Source organism: Corynebacterium sp. (assembly GCF_030532325.1).
Lineage (GTDB): Bacteria > Actinomycetota > Actinomycetes > Mycobacteriales > Mycobacteriaceae > Corynebacterium.
This window is the reverse complement of the sequence record NZ_JAUNLS010000011.1, coordinates 46342-64362: the sequence shown is the minus strand read 5'-3', so window position 1 is coordinate 64362 and position 18021 is coordinate 46342. Positions and strand designations below refer to the sequence as shown.

The following is an 18021-nucleotide window of genomic DNA, read 5'->3' as shown; positions in this document are numbered from 1 at the left end:
CTTTGCCTAGCTGAGTGGCTGCACGTCGACCACGGCGTGCAGCTTCTCCGGCGTGCGCGCGCTGCGCAGCTCGTAGCGCCGGCTTGGCGTTGCCCCTCTTGGAGAGGCCCCGCTTGGCGAGGCCCCTTTCTTTCCATACACGTACAGGCTCGCGCGTCCTGGCACCACCAGCGGCTTGTAGAAGTCCACGCGCAGCTCGCCGGCCTGCGGCAACGTGGGCCCGGCAAAGGCCAGCACGCGCGCGAAGCTCAACATGCCGTGGGCAATGGGGGCCGGGAAACCAAAGGCACGCGCACCCAGGCGGGAGACGTGGATGGGGTTCTTATCCCCTGAGGCTCGCGCGTACTCTTTGACCCCGCTGGGGCTGAAGTCCAGGCGCGCGGCGGCGGTGTGTGCGAAGAGCTCGCGCGCAGCCAGCGGCGTGCCAGCCCGCCGGCAAGAATCCTCCGGGCGCTCGCGCACGTGCTCCGGGGTGTCCGCGCTCCAGGTCGCGCCGACGGAGAGGAAACTCGAGGTCTGCTCCCAGGCCAACTCCCCGCCCGCACGCAGCCGGGTGTGCATGTCGATGACCAACCCCTTGCGGTGGGCGCGCAGGTTATCGGCAAAGACCTCCAGCCCCAGGCTCTCGCCGGCGTGCACCGGCCGGTGCTGGGTGATGACATTGCTCAGGTGCACCGCGCCCATTGCCGGGAAGGGGAAGCCCGGCGCGTCCATGACCGCAATGGCCAGGGGGAAGCTGAGGAGGTAGGGGAAGGAGGCGGGGAGGGCATCGCCAAGCGCAAAGCCCACCGCGGAGCAGTACGCGGCCAGCTGCCCGGGATCGGTGCGCACGCCGGAGACCCGGAATCCAACGCGCGGATCATCGACCACCCGCTGCGTGCCGCCTAGCAGGGGCAGCGCCCGGAAGGCCTGGCCCAGGTAGAGCCGCGTGAGATCCGGGATGGCGGGCAGCTGCTGAAACTCCACTCGGTTCTGCGAGTCCTGTGCACCCTGTGCATTCTGCACGTTCGTAGCATCCATTGCTTAAGCCCCCATGAGGTTCTGCCCGCACACGCGCACGGTGTTTCCGGTCACGGTGGGCGCGGCGGCGAAGAAAGCCACGGTCTCGGCCACGTCCACGGGCAGCCCGGCCTGCTGCAGGGAGTTGAGGCGGCGGCCGATCTCACGCGGGCCGAAGGGCATGACGGCGGTCATGGCGGTCTCGATGAAGCCGGGGGCCACCGCGTTGATGGTGGCGCCGGTCTGTGCCAGCGGCTCGGCCAAGGACTCCACCAGCCCGATGATGCCGGCCTTGGTGGTGGCGTAGTTGGTCTGGCCGCGGTTGCCGGAAATGCCCGCCATGGAGGAGACCCCAATGACGGACGCGCCCTGCGCGAGGTGGCCGGCCTCCATGAGCTCTTCGGTGATGCGCACCGGGGCGAGAAGGTTGACGGCCAGCACCGCGTCCCACTGCTCGGGGCTCATGTTGTAGAGCAGCTTGTCGCGGGTAATACCGGCGTTGTGGACGAGGATGTCGATGACCCCGGCGCCACTGCTCTTATCACTGTGCTTGTCACTGTTCTTGTCACTGTATTTAACTCCGTAGCGTGCCCGGGCGTGCTCGGCAATACGCTGGGCGGCCTGCGGTTCCGTGACATCGAGGCTGAGCGCGGTGCCCTTGACCTTGTTGGCGGTGGCGCTGAGCTGCTCGCTGGCCTGCGGAACGTCGATGCAGATGACCTCGGCGCCCTCGCGGGCGAGGACCTCCGCGATGGTCGCGCCGATGCCGCGGGCGGCACCGGTGACCACGGCCACGCGGCCGGCCAGCGGTTGCTCCCAGGACTCCGGGCGCGGGTGCCGGGACTGAGCGGCCGGCGCCACACGCACCACCTGGCCGTCCACAAAAGCGGACTTTCCGGAGAGGAAGAAACGGACGGTGGCCTCCACGTCTGTGGCGCTGGCCGCGGCATCCGTCCACACCAGGTTCACCGTGGCGCCCTTACGCATCTCCTTGGCCAAGGAACGGCTAAACCCTTCCAGCGCCCGGGCCGCAATCCGCGCCTGCGTGCTGGCAGCGCCGGCAACCCCGGCTGCCCCGCTCATACTTGCGGGATCCGTGCCGATGATGAGCAGCCGCGCGTTCGGCGCGAGCTTGGCCAGCTGTGGGTGGAAGAAGTCATAGAGCTCGCGCAGCTGCTGCGGGCTGTTAAGCCCTGTGGCGTCAAACACCACGCCCGCGCGGCGGGTATCCGCGTGCTCCTCGATGAGGTGATAGTCCCCCTCCAGCAGCCGGGCCAGCCCGGCGCGCAGGCGGCCCTCACCGCCGAGCACCACCGGCGCTTCCAGCGGCGGCTTCCCCGGGGCAAAACGGCGCAGCGGGTAGCCCTGCGGCACGCCGGCCTTGGCGGCCAGCGGGGACGTCATCAGCTTTTCTCCGAGCGAGGCTTTCCTCACCGTCTCCTCCTTTTCTCCTTATTCGTGACTGCAGCTCTCCGGCTCAACGCCGGCACCACGTTCGTGACACAGCTAACAGTACCCGCTAAGCTGTGCACCACAGCAAGCCCGCTGCGCACCCCGAAGGAGTTTCTGCATGTCACTGGCCACCCGCGTTGCCATCCTGGGCGGCAACCGCATCCCCTTTGCCCGCTCGAACAAGCATTACGCCAAGGCCAGCAACCTGGACATGTTCACCAGCGCCCTCGACGGGCTCATCGCGCGCTTCGGGCTGCACGAGACCCGGCTAGGCCTGGTGGCCGGCGGCGCGGTGATCAAGCACTCCCGCGACTTCAACCTCACCCGCGAAGCTGTGCTCGGCTCCGCGCTGGATTCCACCACCCCGGCCATGGATATTCAGCAGGCCTGCTGCACCTCGCTGACGGCCACTATCACCGTGGCGGATGGCATCCGCTCCGGGCGCATCGACTCGGGCATCGCCGGCGGCGCGGACACCACCTCGGATGCCCCGCTGGTGCTTGGCGATTCCCTCCGCACCACCCTCATCGAGCTCACCCACACCCGCTCGGCGCTGCGCCGCGCGCAGCTTATCGGCAGCCTCCGCCCCTCCCAGTTCCTCCCGGAGCTTCCCCGCAATGAGGAACCGCGCACGGGGCTATCCATGGGCGAGCACGCCGCCATCACCGCCCGCGAATTCGGGATTTCCCGTGCCGCACAGGACGAGCTGGCGCTGGCTTCCCACCGCAACCTGGCCGCGGCGTGGGACGCGGGCTTCTTTGATGATCTGAGCACCAGCTTTTTAGGCCTGCACCGCGATGGCACGCTGCGCCCGGATACCTCGCTGGAGGCACTGGGCGCGCTCACGCCGGTCTTTGGTAAGCGCGACGCCGAGCAGCACGGCGCCCAGGCCACGATGACCGCGGGCAACTCCACGGCCCTCAGTGACGGTGCCTCTACCCTGCTGCTGGGCAGCGAGGACTTCGCCGCCGAGCACAACCTGGAGCCGCTGGCCTTCCTGGTGGATTCTGAAACCGCCGCGGTGGACTTCGTGCACGGGACCGACGGCCTGCTCATGGCTCCGACCTACGCCGTGCCGCGGCTGCTAGCCCGCAATGGCTTAAGCCTGCAGGACTTTGACTTCTACGAGATCCACGAGGCCTTCGCCTCCCAGGTGCTGGCCACGCTCAAGGCCTGGGCGGATGAGAGCTACTGCCGCGAGCGCCTCGGGCTGGACGGCGCGCTCGGGCCCATCGACCGCAGCACGCTCAACGTCAAGGGCTCCTCCCTGGCGGCCGGCCATCCCTTTGCCGCCACCGGCACCCGCATCCTGGCCACCGCCGCCAAGACGCTGAAAGAAAATGGCGGCGGCCGCGCGCTGATCTCTATCTGCGGGGCCGGCGGCCAGGGTGTGGCCGCAATCCTCGAGGCGGCCTAAGCGGCAGCCACCACGGCCATCCACACCGCCACCATGTGCACCACCACCGCAGCGATGGTGGCGGTGTGGAAGTGCTCGTGGTAGCCGTACCACCGGGCGTTGCGGCCCGGCCACTTGAAGCCATAGACCAGCGCCCCGAGCGAGTAGATGATGCCGCCGGCCACGAGCAGCCACACCACCGCGGCACCCGCGTTGGCCCACACGCTGGGGATCAGCGGCAGGATGAGCCAGCCCAGCGCCAGGTAGACCACCACGTCCAGCCAGCGCGGGTGGTTGATCCACACCAGGTTGAGCAGCGCGCCCAGGACGGCGCCCAGCCAGGCGATGCCCAGCATCCACGCGGCCTGCGCCCCAGGCAGGGTCAGCGCGCACAGTGGGGTGTAGGTGGCGGCAATGAAGACGGCGATGGTGGCGTGATCCGCGCGCCGCCACCACTGCACCGCCCGGGCGGTGGGCCAGGGCCAGCGGTGGTAGAGCGCGGAGATGGAAAACAGCCCCACCACCCCCACGCCGTAGACGGTCACCGCCAGGCCCTGCTTCCAGGTCAGCGTCATCCAGGAATAGGTAATGAGCACCGTGGAGGCAATGAGTGAGAGCAACGCGGCGAAGAGGTGCCCCCAGCCGCGGGTCAGAGGGCGCTGACCGCGGTCCGCCATCCAGTAGGTGCGCTGGATGAGCTGCTCCATCGCCGTCGGTTCTTCCGTAACGCTCGGTTCTTCCGTAACGGCTTCTTCAGTTTCAGTAGCGGCTTCCGCAGGAGCGTGCCCGCGTGCCGCACTCGCGTGTGGGGCGTGTGTCTGTGCACCGTGTGTGTTCATAGTGACGGCCTTGTCTTTGGGTAGGGGTCGGTGACGTGGCGGTTGACGCGTTCACCCCCAAAACTTACGTGCCCGTAACTATACGGCGGCTGGCCGCCGCGGACAAGAGTGGAACAAAAGTTACCGCCATTTTTTCTCCCAATATTTGCAGTTCGGGGACTCAGGGCACGTAGACTACGCACATTATGTTTTCCTATGTCTCACGTTTTCGCCGCGCCGCGGCCGCCTCATCCCCTCACCGCGCCGTGGCGTTGCTCGCGGCCGCCACGGTGGCGCTGGGGGCGGCCTCGGCTGGCATCGGCACCGCCTCCGCACAGTCCAGCACCATCGGTGAGGTCTCCTCGCGCGTGACCAACCCACAGCCCTGGCTGGGCACCAAGCCCTTCATCACCTCCAAGCGCCACATGGGCGGCAACTACTGGGTGGTGGATGTGTGGTCGCCGGCCAACCACGCGGTGATCTCCAACAACGTCCTGCTTCCCCCGGGCGATAAGCCGCGCCCCTCCTTCTATCTGCTGCCCGGCGTGGAGGGCGGCCAGGCCGGGATGAACTGGATGACCCACTCGGACATCAAGTCCTGGGCGGCGGATAAGAACGCCAACATCGTCATGCCGCTGGGCGGGGCCTATTCTCTCTACACTGACTGGAACGCCGAGGATCCCATCCTGGGCGTGAACAAGTGGAACACCTACATGACCGCCGAGTTGCCGCCGCTTATCGACGCCGAATTCCACGGCACCGGCCGCGACGCCATCGGCGGCATCTCCTCCACCGGTGGCGCCGCACTCGACATCGCCGCGCACGCCCCGCAGCGCTACAAGGCGGCGGCCTCCTACTCCGGCTGTCCGGTACGCTCCGGTGCGATGGGCTTTCCCACCTCCACGGCGATGATCGCCTACGGCGGCGGCTCCTCCTTTAATGCCTGGGGCCTACCCGGCTCCCCGCAGTGGTTCGACCACGATCCCAACGCCAACCCCGGCCGCCTGCGCGGCGTAGAGGTCTTCGTGGGCTCCGCCTCCGGCACCCCCGGCCCCATCGACGGCACCAACAACCCCAGCCAGTGGCTCGGCCCCCGCGCGGTGGAGATGGTGGCTAACCAGTGCTCGGAGGAGTTCACCCGCAACGCCCGCAAGGCCGGGGTGCGCGTGAACCGCTACTTCAGCCCGCAGGGCTCGCACACCTTCGGCCTCTTTTCCCACCAGATGAAGCTGAGCTGGGACCAGACCATCGCGCGTACCATCGGCGCCTAAAGCTCCAGCCCCTACCCCACCGGTGTCGGCTGCCCCGCCGCCTTCCTGGCGGGCTGGGCTGGCTGGTCCGCCTCCACGCCGCGCACCGGGCGCAGCAGAAGCATGGCGATGGCGATGACTAGCAGGACGCTGGCCTCGTGGACGAGCATGCCGATGGCCATGGTCACCCCGCCCAGGAACACGCCCAGCATAAGCACCAGCACTGTGAGCAGTGCAATCGCGATGTTGATGCGCATGGTGCGCGCCGTGCGCTTGGCCAGGATGAGGGCCTGCGGCAGGCGTGTCAGCCTATCAGCCATGAGCGCGATGTCCGCGGTGTCGATGGTGGCCGGGGAACCGGCCGCGCCCATGGCCACGCCGACATCCGCGGTGGCCAGCGCAGGCATGTCGTTAATACCATCGCCCAGCATGGCCACCGTGTGCCAGGCTTGGGCCAGCTCACGGACCACCTCCACCTTGGACTCGGGCAGCATCTGCGCGTGATACTCGTCGATGCCCACCTCGGCGGCCACGGTGCGCGCCACGGCGTCGGCGTCACCGGTGGCCATGACCACGGTGATACCCGCGCGGTGCAGGGCCTCGACGGCGGGCTTAGCCTCGGGGCGAATCGCATCGGCCACCGCCACCACGCCGCGGGCCTGCCCGTCAACGCCGACGATCATCGCCGTCTTGCCCTGCTCGTTGAGCTCAGCTACCAGCGCCCGCGCGGCATCGAGTGCCTCGCCCTCGGCCAGCAGCGCCGCACTGCCCACGGTGACCGTCCCGATTCCCGGAACGGTGGCGCGCACGCCTTTGCCCACGATGGCTTCGACGTCCTCAACCTCACTCACCGCGCCCTCGGCACGCAAGCCGCGCTCAACCGCGCCCTCCACGATGGCCGCGGCCAGCGGGTGCTCGGAAGCACTTTCCACGTCGGCGGCCATAGCGAGGATCTCCTCCTCGCTCCATGTCACCGCAGGATGGTGCGTGTCACCGGGCAGGGTAAGGACATCGCTGAGCTTCGGCCGGCCCTCGGTGAGGGTGCCCGTCTTATCGACGACCACCGCGTCCACCTTGGCGGCCTGCTCCAGGTAGTCCCCTCCCTTGATGAGGATGCCGTCGCGCGCCGCGCGGCCGATGCCCGCGACGATAGAGACCGGGATACTAATGACCAACGCGCCCGGGCAGCCGATGACGAGCAGCGTCAGTGCCAGCTCAACATGACGGGCAACCAGCCCCACCAGCAGCGCGCCCAGCATGATGGCCGGGGTGTACCACTGGCTGAACTTCTCCAGGAAGGACTGGGTGCGCGCCTTATCGTCCTGGGCCTCTTCCACCCGGTGGATGATCTTGGCCAACGTGGAGTCCGCGCCGATCTCCTGGGCCTCGACGCGCACCGCGCCACTGCGCAGCCAGGTGCCGGCGAAGACCTTGTGGCCCTGGGACTTCTCCGCGGGGATGGACTCGCCGGTGATCACGGCCTCGTCGATCCCGCCAGCGCCCTGCACGATGGTGCCGTCCACCGGAATCTGCTCGCCGTTTTTCACCAGGACGATATCCCCTGGCTCGACTTCCCACAGCTCCACGGTCTCCTCCATGGCTTCAGCGCTTCCATCCCCGCGCAGCACCCGCGCCGTCATGGGTGCTTGCTCCACCAGCTCACTTAGTGCCCGGCGCGTCTTGCGCATGGTGGCGGCCTCCAACGCCTTGCCCAGGGCAAAGAGGAAGGTCACCGCGGCGGATTCCCAGTAGTTATCAATGAAGACCGCGCCCACGGCGGCCACGACCACCAGCAGGTCGATGCTGATCATCTTCACGCGCAGCGCCAGCACCGCGCTCACAGCGATGCGATAGCCCGCGATCACCGCGGCCACCAGCATCAGCCAGGACATCCCGCTGGCCCAGCTTGCGACGATCATGACGCCGGCCGCCGCTACCGGCCCCCAGTTCTTCCATGTGTCTGGGGAGATACTCACCTTCATGGTTTTCCTTCCACTCCGCCTACTCACCCTCAACTCCATCAGCACTCAACTCCATCAGGCTTTAGGCCTTTAGGCACTAGTACATGCTGGGCGTGGCGGTGTAGCCAACGTCCTTGACGGCCGCCACGAGCTGTTTCACGCTGACGGTTTCCGGGTCATACTCGATAACGATGCGCCCCGAGCTGAACTTCACCTCGGCGCTGTCCACTCCCGGCATGGCGGTGAGCTTGGCCTCAATCTTGGCCACACAGGAGGGGCAGGAGAACTCATCGGAACGCAGGACGATCTTCTTGATAGTGGTAGCAGACATGCTCTTTCCCTTTCTTTTGACGTCGAGTCTCTGACTCTGTGGCAGGGGCCTTTTCCCTGTTCACCTATGACGCTAAGGCAGTTCCGCGCTGGCTTCCTTGACCTAGATCAAAGAGGACATCAAAGAGGAAACAGAACACCAGGGCACTATGCTCGGGGCATGGCCTCACACGTCTCCGGACACTGCTCCACTCCGCATACCTGTCCCCCACAGGTGTGCGAGCGCGTCATGGCTCACTCGCCGCTTACCCGCGGGCTCGATCCTGCTGCCCGCCGCGACTTTGATAGCCACGTCATCTCGCTGGCCTGGGAGGAAGGCTCCGCCATCTACACCCAGGGCGAGGCCCTGCACGGGCTGTACATGGTGATGTCCGGCATCGTGCGCCTGAGCCAATCCACGGCTGAAGGCGACGAGGTCACCGTGGACATGTGCGGGCCGGGCGATGTCCTGGGCAGCATGGTCTTGGGCGAGCCCACCGCGGCGCTGGGTGCCTGGGCCACCACCACCGTGTGCTGCCTCTTCCTACCGGCGGATAAGCTCAGCGAGGTAGTCACCGCCCACCCGCCGCTGGCCGTGGCGCTACTCCACTTGCAGCAGCGCCGACTGCGCGAATCCCAGACCCGTAAGGTCCAAGACGCCACCTCGCGGGTGCGGGTGCGGGTACTCGACGCGCTGCGTTACCTGGATGAGAAGTTCGGCCGCACCCTTGCTGATTCCACCCGGCTTGTCGACGCCCCCATTCGCCGCGAGGATGTCGCCGGTTTGGCCGGCACCACGGTGGAGTCCACGTCACGCGCCATGTCTGCCTTGGTGAAAAGGGGCGTGCTGGCACCGGGACGGCAGAAGATTCAGCTGCTTGCACCGCTGCCCAAGGACTAAATTGCATACCGCCCCGAGCACTGCTCCCGCCATTCCGGGCACTGCTCCCCATGAGCCACGGCGCGGGGAGCCACATCACAGTATGATGCTGAGGTAATTCCCTCTCCCTAAGGACTCCCTCATGACCGCACCGCAGCCGGAAGGGCCTTTCCTCCCTCCCCAGAACCCAAACCCCGCCCCGGAGACCGCATTCGCCCCCAACGGCACGGATGCCCCTCATGACGCATCCGGGCTTCATGACGCCCCCGCGCAGTCCAAGCGCACGTGGCGCCCCGATGAAATCATGGGCCTGCTGTGCCCGCTCGTTTTGCTCGCCCTGTGGGGCCTGGGCTTCCTTCTTCTCATCTCCGCTGATGCCACCTCGGATTATGACTCCTCCATGGGAATGGGTTTTAGCGGAATATTCGTTCTTCTAGGCGCATTCCTCGCGTCCTTCGCCCTCATCCCCTTGGGCTTCATCCTTGGCGCGCGGTGTGCCACCAGCAAAGGCCGCACGCGCACGCTGCGCGGGGCCCTCATCCTAGCGCTGCAGATTCCCGTTCTCTTTATTCCGATCTACATCTACAGCAAACTCCAGGGCTTCTAAGGACGCCGCTGACTAAGCAGAACCAAACACACATAATCGGACCGATCCTCAGATTGGTGATTCATCTCACCTAGAAATATGAGGCACATTTAGAGCACTCAAGCCGACCTGTTGGTCGGTATTTCTTTTGCCACTTCCGTTTGCATAAGACTTGCATTAAATGAGGCTTTTTCCGCTGGCAGGGATACAAATTGACACCCGCCGCAAATTACCAACCCGTAGGTTGGTTGATACGACACCGATTAGTTAGCCATTAAAACACTTTATGGGAGGGGTGTCGAACGTTACCCATTCCTTAGAGGGATCTTAATTTTCGCTTTGTTTCAACTTGCCTTTCCGTCAGGGTTCACCAAAAATGAGGCAATCCGCGACAGATTCCTGAGAGGAACCTTAACTAAGGTGCGTTGGGGAACGTCGCCCCTTAAGCCATTCAAGGGCGACGGTCGCGTGATTCGTATTCCTCGTAAATGGAGAAAGTCTCCGTTTACTCGCCATGAAAAGGACTTTTCGCGTGAAAAAAGTTTCTCGTACGGCCCGCTCCGTATCATTTGCAGCAATCGTAGGCCTGTCTACCGCCCTGGCTGCCCCGGGCATCGCTGCTGCGGAGCAGGTTTCCGTGCTTGCCCAGGAGGCTCCGGCTCAGAATGTCGCCAGCGGCAACATCGACTTCACCAAGACCGGCTCCATTACCATTCACAAGCGCATTGGTGCTGAGGACGGAACCAACCACTCTGGTAATCAGCTCAACGACGAGCCGGGCAACGATGTCACCGAAGAGGACCTTAAGTCCATTAAGTTCGAGGTGACCCAGGTCGAGGCTGACCTCACCACTAACGAGGGATTCGCCAAGGCTAAGGCCCTGACGCCGGAGACTGCGAAGCCCTTTGGTGATACCAAGGAACTGACCAGCACCAATGGTGTTTTCACCGCGACGGATCTTCCGATCGGCGTCTACTTGGTCGAAGAGGTCGTTACCGATAACACCTCCCTAGTTCCTGGCAAGCCCTTCTTGGTGTTTGTTCCGACCACCAACAACGATGAAGATCAGTCAGCACAAAACGGCGAGGGCCAGAAGAGCAACTGGAACTACGACGTCCACGTCTACCCGAAGAACTCCAAGGTCCAGGTGACCAAGGAAGTCGACGACGCTAACCAGAACGCAGGTGACAGCATCACCTACACCGTGACCGGTCAAGCTCCGCACTTCGATGACAGCAAGAAGCTGACCAAGTTCTACTTCGAGGATCAGCTCGATCCGCGCGTTTCCTTCGATGAAGCGACTGCCAACATTGAAGCTAAGACCGCTGAAGGTCTAGTTCTCGACGACGCCGATTACACGGTCACCGCGACGGGTGCCAGCGCTACCGTCGGCACCAAGCTGACCGTTGAGCTAACTCGTTCCGGCCTAGACAAGGTCAAGTCTGGCGAGACCCTTTCCCTCATCTTTGATGTAGAGGTTCTTCCGGTGGGCGAGGATGCGGGTGACATCACCAACGAGGCCACCATCATCACCAACAACCCCAATGGCGGCAACGACATTGAGAACAAGACCAACAAGGTTTACACCTACCACGGCAAGGTCAAGGTTCAGAAGGTCGATGCCAACTCCGACAATGGTGAAGGCAAGAAGCCGCTTTCTGGCGCTAAGTTCGCCCTCTTCCAGTCTGAGGATGATAAGTGCGAGGCTGGCGTCGACGATAAGGAAGAAAACCGCGTCACCATCAAGGGCCAGAACGAGTTTGTCACCGACAAGAATGGCGTATTCACCATCGATGGCCTGCACGTCAACAACGTCTTCAATGACAACAACACTGGCGATGTGCCGCAGGATCTGGCTTACTGCCTGAAGGAGATCGAGGCACCCGCTGGTTATGCCCTGTCCGATAAGCTTCACCAGTTCACGCTTACTGTCACCGAAGCTCGTGGCGATGACCCGCTGAACAACCAACCGATCATCAGCCTGGCCTCTGCATCCACCCCGCTGAAGAACGGCGCCCTGGAGATCGAGAACGTCCGCCAGGAGACCCCGAACCTGCCCCTGACCGGCGGCGCCGGCGTGGGCATCCTCGCGGCTATCGGTGCTCTCATCATTGGCGCCGGTGCGTTCTTCGCACGCCGCAGTGCCAAGAACTAATCGCGCTGGCAAGCGCTCATCCCTAGCCCAGGAACGTAGCTGCCTGGGCTAGGCCACACTCCCCCGCGGGGTGTGGCTGAGCGGGGCGGAAGGTGAGACATCGCCACGCCGCTCCGCAAGAGCTACCCCGTTTCTTTTTTGTTTTTACAGTTTTAGATTTTTGTCTTTCCAATTCTCGTAGTCCTGCACCCCCGAAGATTCGTGAAAGCTCAGCATGCCGGATTTCGGCCAGGGGCGGCTATCTGTCACAACAGTTGTGGAGTTCTGAGTGAAGCTTGTTCTTGCTTCCCGCCCGGGAAAGCGGCCACCCCAACGCAACAAGGCAGGCCGGCCGGCACGCATACTGTTGCCCGCGCTGCTGGTCATCATCGGCATGCTGGTCATGGCCTACCCGATAGTGGCTACAGCGTGGAATAACCACAACACCACCAAGGCCGCGCAGGAATACGCCAAGCTCGACGCCGCCGCGCCACAAGAGGCCAAGCAGACGCAGTGGGATGCAGCCCACAACTACAACAGCACCCGCACCACCGGGCCCATCCTGGATCCCTGGCTAAACCAAATCGACGAGTCCAACGCCGACTACGCCGAGTACCTCACTCAGCTCTCAGCCACCAAGGCCATGGCGCGCATCGTGATCCCCAGCATCACCGTGGATTTGCCGCTCTACCACGGCACGGAAGAGAAAACCCTGCAGGAAGGCCTGGGCCATCTCTACGGATCCGACCTGCCCGTAGGCGGTCCGGGAACCCACGCAGTCATTACCGGACACACCGGGCTGACCAACGTCACGATGTTCGATAACCTCGCCAAGCTCACAGAGGGTGACGTCTTCTACGTGCAGGTTTCGGGCCACAGGATGAAATACGTCGTGGACAAGCGCAGCGTAGTACTGCCCACGCAGACAGAAGGTCTGCGCCCGGAGGAGGGCAAGGATTACATCACGCTAATCACCTGCACCCCCTATGGCATCAACTCCCACCGCCTGCTGGTGCGTGGACACCAGGTACCACTCGATGCCGCCGAAGCAACGCTTTTGGATAGCACCCACGGTTCCGGCTGGCAGTGGTGGATGTACGCGCTGCTCACAGCGGTCATGCTGGCCGGAATCTCGCTGGCGTGGTGGCTGTGGCACACCGCCCGCCGCGCAAGAAAACCCCAGCACACAGAAGAAGAACCCATCAAGCACAACGCCCGCCCAGGGGAAGGTAACTATGACACGCACCGGTAGGACAGTGACCAGTAAGACGCGCACCAGGAGCGCCCACACTAGTAGAACGCGCACCCGCGTGGGCACGGGGATGGCAGCCTGCACCGCAGCGCTGCTGGCCTGGAGCAGCACCGGCGCCTGGGCGCCCACCCCGGCGCACGCCGTGCCCGTGGTCGGCGCGGACTCCCTGCAGGATAGCGCCACCGCCATGACGCATAACCTGCAGATCACCCTGGCCCGCGGTAATCGCAACGCTGATGGCACCCCGCCTACCGGGAAGGTCGACGGCGTGATGATCGAGCTGCAACAACTAGCTGGTATTGACCCGAACTCCCAGGGAGACCTCGCAAAGATTCACGGCACCAGCCTGGAGGCCATTGCCCAGCAGTGGGAGAAATCCCGCACCTTCCGCGCGGCCACCGACGCAAACGGCACGGTGCTCTTCGAGGACCTTCCCCGCGGCATCTTCCTGGTGGTCTCTGAGGCGCCTAGCCCACAGCACCGCAACATCAACTCCTTCCTCGTCGCTGTGCCTTTCCAGGTCTCCGAGGAGGAGGGCACCGCCCCGGCGGGTGTCATTGTGGCCAAGCCACGTTCCACCACACCCTCGACCCCGCCATCCCCGCCCACTACCCCGCGGGATACTCCGCCCACGCCCACCACGCCGCGTACCCCAGGCACCACAGTCAAGGCACCACCGCCGCCCACGGAGCCCAGCGAGCCGGGCACGCCCGGCACCACAGTCAAGGCACCACCACCGCCCGGTGCCCCTGCAACTCCCCTGCCACCTGGCCTGGCCATGACGGGTGTTCAGGTCATCGGCATTGTCTTTGCTGGCCTGGCGCTCATCGGCGCTGGCGTCATCACAGTAACCGCATCCGCACGACGAAATAAGAAAGACTAACGGCACCACCTATGCGTATTGTCACTGCATCCCGTAGCGCCGGGCCCGCAACGCTGACCGCACACACCGCAACAGGGCATACCGCCGCAGTGCGCACCGCCACGGTGGCGCGCTGCGTCTTAGCACTCGCCATCGCCCTCGGCCTGGTTGTGTCCGTGCTATTGCCCGCCGGTTTCGGCGGAGCCACCCCGAAGGCAAACGCGCAGACCGCGTGGCAGGACTCCGGTGCCGCCTCCGTGGGCTACGAAGACGTGGACCTCAAGGGCTTTTCCCTGACGGCCACCCACTCCGGCACGCTCAACACCGTGGTGCTGGAGGATTCCAAGCTCACCGCGCTGCGCTCCCCCGCCAGCGATAACGCCTACCTCTTGGTGGGAGGAAGCAGGATTTCCAACCCTGGCTTCGGTTGGGATTTCAGCGCAAAGAAATGGCAACTGAACGTTGCCGATGTCCCCGTGCGGGCTGGCCAGCGCGTCACCATCGTGGCCCAGTACTTCGCACCGCTGACGAACCCACGGATGACCGTCTCTGGCGCGGAGGACGCCCCGGCGCTCACCGAGATCACCCCGCAGGCGCCCAAGCTCGTGGAGCCGGGCCAGTGCGGCGTGCGCAAGACCGTGGAACTCCCACAGGTCACCGGCGTTCGCTACGAACGCCACGACGACACGGACACCTCCACCGTCACTGTCACCGCTTCCCCGGAGGCCGGATACGTATTGAGCGCTGGGGCGACCACCCGCTGGGAGTTTAACGTCGCAGCGCAGGACTGCTCCGCGCCCGATGCCGGTGGCCAGCACCCCAGCTTCAGCGTCAACGGCCTCGGCGGCTTGCAGCTCAAGGATGTCTCCACCACCGGCGCGGGCACCGGCCCGTATTCCACTAAGGCCAGCACCGTGCGCGCTTCTACCTTCAGCAAGGCGGTTATCCGCCTGGAAAAGCCCGGCCAGGCCTTCGACGTCAAAGACTTCACCTTCAATCTCAACGGCATCACCGCGCCCGCCGGCACCGCGCAGATCAGCAGCGGCAAGCGCGTGATCAGCAACCAGCTGGGCTACCTGGAGTTTGAGTTCTACCCCATGGTCAACGGCTCCCGTGTGGACTCCATCGAGCTCGCACAGTCAGCCGCCTTTGAGCTCATTTCGCGCTTTTCCTTCGATCCTGCCAACGCAAAGATCAGCATGGACATCTACGGCACCACCGAGGCCGCGCCCGCATTCCCACCGGCGGATACGGTCAAGCTGCCGCAATCGGATCACCAGTGTGGCACCGTCGATGGTGTCCCCTACTTCAAGAAGTGGTGGCGCACCGCCGATAGCGTCGGCGGTGCGACCAGTGGTTCCTCGCAGAACGTCTCCATGCTGGAGGTCAAGCTGCGCAACGCCGCCAGCATTGATACCAATGATCCCCGCTTCCGCGTTCAATTCGGAAATACCGGCGGCAGCTCCGGCTTCATGAACCTCTCCAACGGCCTGGACTTTTCCACCCGCGTGGAGGGGGACTCGCTGTTTATCATCTTCAACAACCCGCTGCAGGCCCCGCCGCACGTCTACTCCGATTTCCACGTCTTCATCCCGGATGCACAGGGCCTAACCTGTGACGGCACCGCACTGACCATCTGGGGTGTGGCCAAGGACCAGCCGGATACCGGCACCCCCTGGCGCCGCGATACCGGCACCCTGGGCGCTCCCAGTGATTCTCCCCTGTCCCCGCCGGCCACGGAGACCTCCCAGGCGGGCTACGTCTACCTGCCCAATACCGCCACGCAGTGCACCGATGGCAGCACTGCGGTGTTTACCCAGTGGGTTCATGAGGTCAAAGACAACAGCTTCAACGGGGATCTCTCGATGATCTCGGTGGATATGGGTTCCAACATCGGAAGCGTAAGCGATTACCGCTACCTCACGGTGCAGGTCTACCCCGGCATGGATCTCTACCGCGCCCCCATCAGCATCGGCAGCAGCAGCTATACCCTGCAGACCCAGGGCAACCGCCTACTTATCCGTTTCAACTCCCCCATCCGTGATAACGGCGTGCAGTACCGTGCCGTCAAGATCAACCTGACCAAGCGCTCAACCGCCTGCGGCGTGGGCATGGTCAAGCTCTACCGCGCGGCCCGCGAGATCCCGCAGCGTTGTGTCGCCGACGTGACTGATCCCAATGGCCGCCCTATCCCCTACATGGGCAATGGGCAGGCCTCGACCTACCGCCGCCCGGCCCGCGAGCTCACTGAGGTAGAAAAGGCCGAGGGAAACCGCGTCTACGTCACGGCGTCCAAGCCGGACGGCCAGAACCGCTACTCCACCCAGCTCTACTACCAGAAGCAGGGTGCGGCGCAGTTCGTTCCTATTGGCAAGGAGAGCGGCTGGGTGATCAACTCGCTGGCGTATAACGCCGACGACAATTGGCTCTACGCCATCTCCCAGCCGCGCATCGGCCAGCACAAGGTCATCCGCAACATGGATGCTCAGAGCAACGGCTATAGTTACGGCGCGGACGTGGTCCCGCTGGAGGATCCCTGCTTCCCCGCTGGTCACCTCCTGCAGATCGACCCCATGACCGGCCAGGTCTACAACCTGGGCAAGGTGACCAAGCCTGGTACTCAGGACTACGCCTTTGCCGGAAACTACGATCAGCCTTGGGCTAATGACCTGTGGGGTGGTATCAACAACGGCTTCTTCGATGCCAACGGTGACTACTGGGTCTCCAACGCCTCGCTATCCGGCAGCGGTGCTTTGTACAAGGTCAACCTGGATCACGTCACTGCGGCGGTGCGCTACGGCAACCCCACCGATCACAGCGGTCAAAAGAGCAACTACCGCGTGGAGGACTACACCGTACTGCCGCAGACCGTCGGCGGTGAGGACTTCTCCAACGGCACCTACGCCTGGGGTATCCGCAACGGTTGGGTCTCCGGTGGCCGTGTGCTGCTTGAGCGCGTGGATCTGCGCACCGGTCAGCGCAAGGAAATCGACATCACCGACCTGAAGTCCGCCGCTGGCCTTTCCGTTCCCACCGGTTTGCAGTGGGGCAAGGCGTGGACCTACGGCAACGGCGACTTGGGCTTTGGCACCGCCAGTACTGTCTCCACTGCCGATGGCGTGCGCCTGCGCATCATCAACCCGGACTCCGCCAACCCCACCGCTGAGCTCATCAGCGTGGAGCGCAACGTGCCGGTGTCTTATAACTCCAACGGCACCAGCAACGGCACCGCCCCGTTGAAGACGGATCTGCAGATCACCAAGGAGTTCCTGGGCGTGGATACCAGCGTCCAGCCCGCCCGCCTGCGGTGGCGCGCCACGGTGTCCAACCTGGGCCCGGATGGTTCCTCTGGCTTCGTGCTCACGGATATGTTTCCCGCGGGTCTGAAGGACGTACGCGTAGACGCCAACCCCTCCAACGTTCTTGTAGAAATCAACGGTGATAAGACCGCTTTCCAGGCCATCTTTGGGCCTGTGAAGCTCAACCAGTCCGCGTCCCTCGAGTTCTCCGCCGCCGTGGATGAGGGCACCCCTGCCCGCTGCGTGCCCAACACCGCCACGGTGCTGGGTAATGAGGAAGATCCGGATCACGGCAACAATTCCTCCACGGCCGAATGTCCGCCGGAGGATCCTGATGTGAAGATCCAGCTGCAGAAGGTTGATCACGAGGACAACGCCGTGCTTCTCGACGCCTCCTTTGCACTCTTCGAGACCTCCCTCGGCCCCGATGGCCAGCTCCAGCCCACCGGCGAGGGCACCCCCATCGAGGTCCCGCAGGGCGGAACCTCCGGTGCGACCACCGTGAAGTCCGGCCAGACCTACTTCCTGGTGGAGACCCGCTCCCCTGCTGGTTACTCGCTGCTGCCCAAGCCGATTCTGCTCACCGTTTCCCGTGATGCCGACGGCAAGGCACAGATCGAGTTCCAGGACCAGAAGAACGGCTTCCCGGCCAGCATCGTGCCCACCGCCGATAAAGACGTGGTGACCATCCAGATCGCCGACGTCACCGTGGGCTCCCTGCCCAAGACCGGCGGGATGGGCGTGGGCTGGTTGGCCCTGCTGGGCGCTCTCATCATCGCCGCCGGTGCGCTTGTGGCCCGCCGCCGCGCATAGGAACACTCAC

Annotated in this window: 13 protein-coding genes; 8 read left to right on the top strand and 5 right to left on the bottom strand. The window is 64.4% G+C overall.

Translation table 11 applies throughout. The annotated features are described in order from the left end of the window. Positions 1-6 precede the first annotated feature (6 nt). Together Q4E25_RS07395 and Q4E25_RS07390 are read right to left on the bottom strand one after the other, a co-directional pair. Complete coding sequence (locus Q4E25_RS07395; protein ID WP_303155927.1) at positions 7-1005, bottom strand: MaoC/PaaZ C-terminal domain-containing protein; 999 nt, start codon at positions 1003-1005, stop codon at positions 7-9. 18 nt (positions 1006-1023) lie between these two features. Further along, a complete protein-coding gene (locus Q4E25_RS07390; RefSeq protein ID WP_303155963.1) occupies positions 1024-2403 on the bottom strand; it encodes a 3-oxoacyl-ACP reductase in 1380 nt (459 codons plus the stop codon). Positions 2404-2569: 166 nt separating this feature from the next. Between Q4E25_RS07390 and Q4E25_RS07385 the strand changes: the two genes are divergently transcribed. After that, the gene (locus tag Q4E25_RS07385; protein WP_303155924.1) at positions 2570-3868 is read left to right on the top strand and encodes an acetyl-CoA C-acetyltransferase; all 1299 of its coding nucleotides are present in this window, start codon (positions 2570-2572) and stop codon (positions 3866-3868) included. Here the strand turns inward: Q4E25_RS07385 and Q4E25_RS07380 are convergent. Beyond that, a complete protein-coding gene (locus tag Q4E25_RS07380; RefSeq protein WP_303155920.1) occupies positions 3865-4554 on the bottom strand; it encodes a hemolysin III family protein in 690 nt (229 codons plus the stop codon). The two genes, Q4E25_RS07385 and Q4E25_RS07380, sit on opposite strands and share 4 nt — an antisense overlap. 317 nt (positions 4555-4871) lie before the next feature. Here Q4E25_RS07380 and Q4E25_RS07375 point away from each other — a divergent pair, with 317 nt between their 5' ends. After that, the gene (locus tag Q4E25_RS07375) at positions 4872-5936 is read left to right on the top strand and encodes an alpha/beta hydrolase family protein (RefSeq protein WP_303155918.1); all 1065 of its coding nucleotides are present in this window, start codon (positions 4872-4874) and stop codon (positions 5934-5936) included. An 11-nt stretch (positions 5937-5947) separates the two neighbouring features. On the opposite strand, the gene Q4E25_RS07370 is transcribed toward Q4E25_RS07375, so the two are convergent. After that, entirely contained in the window at positions 5948-7834 is a 1887-nt protein-coding gene (locus Q4E25_RS07370; protein ID WP_303155959.1) for a cation-translocating P-type ATPase, read from the bottom strand. 139 nt (positions 7835-7973) lie between these two features. Further along, positions 7974-8207, bottom strand: a complete 234-nt coding sequence (locus Q4E25_RS07365) for a cation transporter (protein WP_303155915.1) — start codon at positions 8205-8207, stop codon at positions 7974-7976. Positions 8208-8366: 159 nt separating this feature from the next. Between Q4E25_RS07365 and Q4E25_RS07360 the strand changes: the two genes are divergently transcribed. From Q4E25_RS07360 to Q4E25_RS07335, 6 genes are all read left to right on the top strand, one after another. Continuing rightward, the gene (locus Q4E25_RS07360) at positions 8367-9086 is read left to right on the top strand and encodes a Crp/Fnr family transcriptional regulator (RefSeq protein WP_303155913.1); all 720 of its coding nucleotides are present in this window, start codon (positions 8367-8369) and stop codon (positions 9084-9086) included. Positions 9087-9207: 121 nt separating this feature from the next. Beyond that, entirely contained in the window at positions 9208-9672 is a 465-nt protein-coding gene (locus Q4E25_RS07355) for a hypothetical protein (protein WP_303155911.1), read from the top strand. 511 nt (positions 9673-10183) lie between these two features. After that, the gene (locus tag Q4E25_RS07350; RefSeq protein ID WP_303155909.1) at positions 10184-11806 is read left to right on the top strand and encodes a SpaH/EbpB family LPXTG-anchored major pilin; all 1623 of its coding nucleotides are present in this window, start codon (positions 10184-10186) and stop codon (positions 11804-11806) included. Positions 11807-12074: 268 nt separating this feature from the next. Beyond that, positions 12075-13037 (top strand): class C sortase, encoded by a 963-nt coding sequence (locus Q4E25_RS07345; protein ID WP_303155906.1) that lies wholly within the window; start codon positions 12075-12077, stop codon positions 13035-13037. 58 nt (positions 13038-13095) lie between these two features. Further along, positions 13096-13920 (top strand): surface anchored protein, encoded by an 825-nt coding sequence (locus Q4E25_RS07340; RefSeq protein WP_303155902.1) that lies wholly within the window; start codon positions 13096-13098, stop codon positions 13918-13920. An 11-nt stretch (positions 13921-13931) separates the two neighbouring features. Beyond that, the gene (locus tag Q4E25_RS07335) at positions 13932-18011 is read left to right on the top strand and encodes an LPXTG cell wall anchor domain-containing protein (RefSeq protein ID WP_303155900.1); all 4080 of its coding nucleotides are present in this window, start codon (positions 13932-13934) and stop codon (positions 18009-18011) included. The last annotated feature ends 10 nt before the right edge of the window (positions 18012-18021 follow it).

Coding starts and splice junctions, on each gene's coding strand:
- Q4E25_RS07390 (WP_303155963.1), bottom strand. CDS start 2,403: ATGACGTCCCCGCTGGCCGCCAAGGCCGGCGTGCCGCAGGGCTACCCG.
- Q4E25_RS07385 (WP_303155924.1), top strand. CDS start 2,570: ATGTCACTGGCCACCCGCGTTGCCATCCTGGGCGGCAACCGCATCCCC.
- Q4E25_RS07380 (WP_303155920.1), bottom strand. CDS start 4,554: ATGGAGCAGCTCATCCAGCGCACCTACTGGATGGCGGACCGCGGTCAG.
- Q4E25_RS07375 (WP_303155918.1), top strand. CDS start 4,872: ATGTTTTCCTATGTCTCACGTTTTCGCCGCGCCGCGGCCGCCTCATCC.
- Q4E25_RS07370 (WP_303155959.1), bottom strand. CDS start 7,834: ATGATCGTCGCAAGCTGGGCCAGCGGGATGTCCTGGCTGATGCTGGTG.
- Q4E25_RS07365 (WP_303155915.1), bottom strand. CDS start 8,207: ATGTCTGCTACCACTATCAAGAAGATCGTCCTGCGTTCCGATGAGTTC.
- Q4E25_RS07360 (WP_303155913.1), top strand. CDS start 8,367: ATGGCCTCACACGTCTCCGGACACTGCTCCACTCCGCATACCTGTCCC.
- Q4E25_RS07355 (WP_303155911.1), top strand. CDS start 9,208: ATGACCGCACCGCAGCCGGAAGGGCCTTTCCTCCCTCCCCAGAACCCA.
- Q4E25_RS07335 (WP_303155900.1), top strand. CDS start 13,932: ATGCGTATTGTCACTGCATCCCGTAGCGCCGGGCCCGCAACGCTGACC.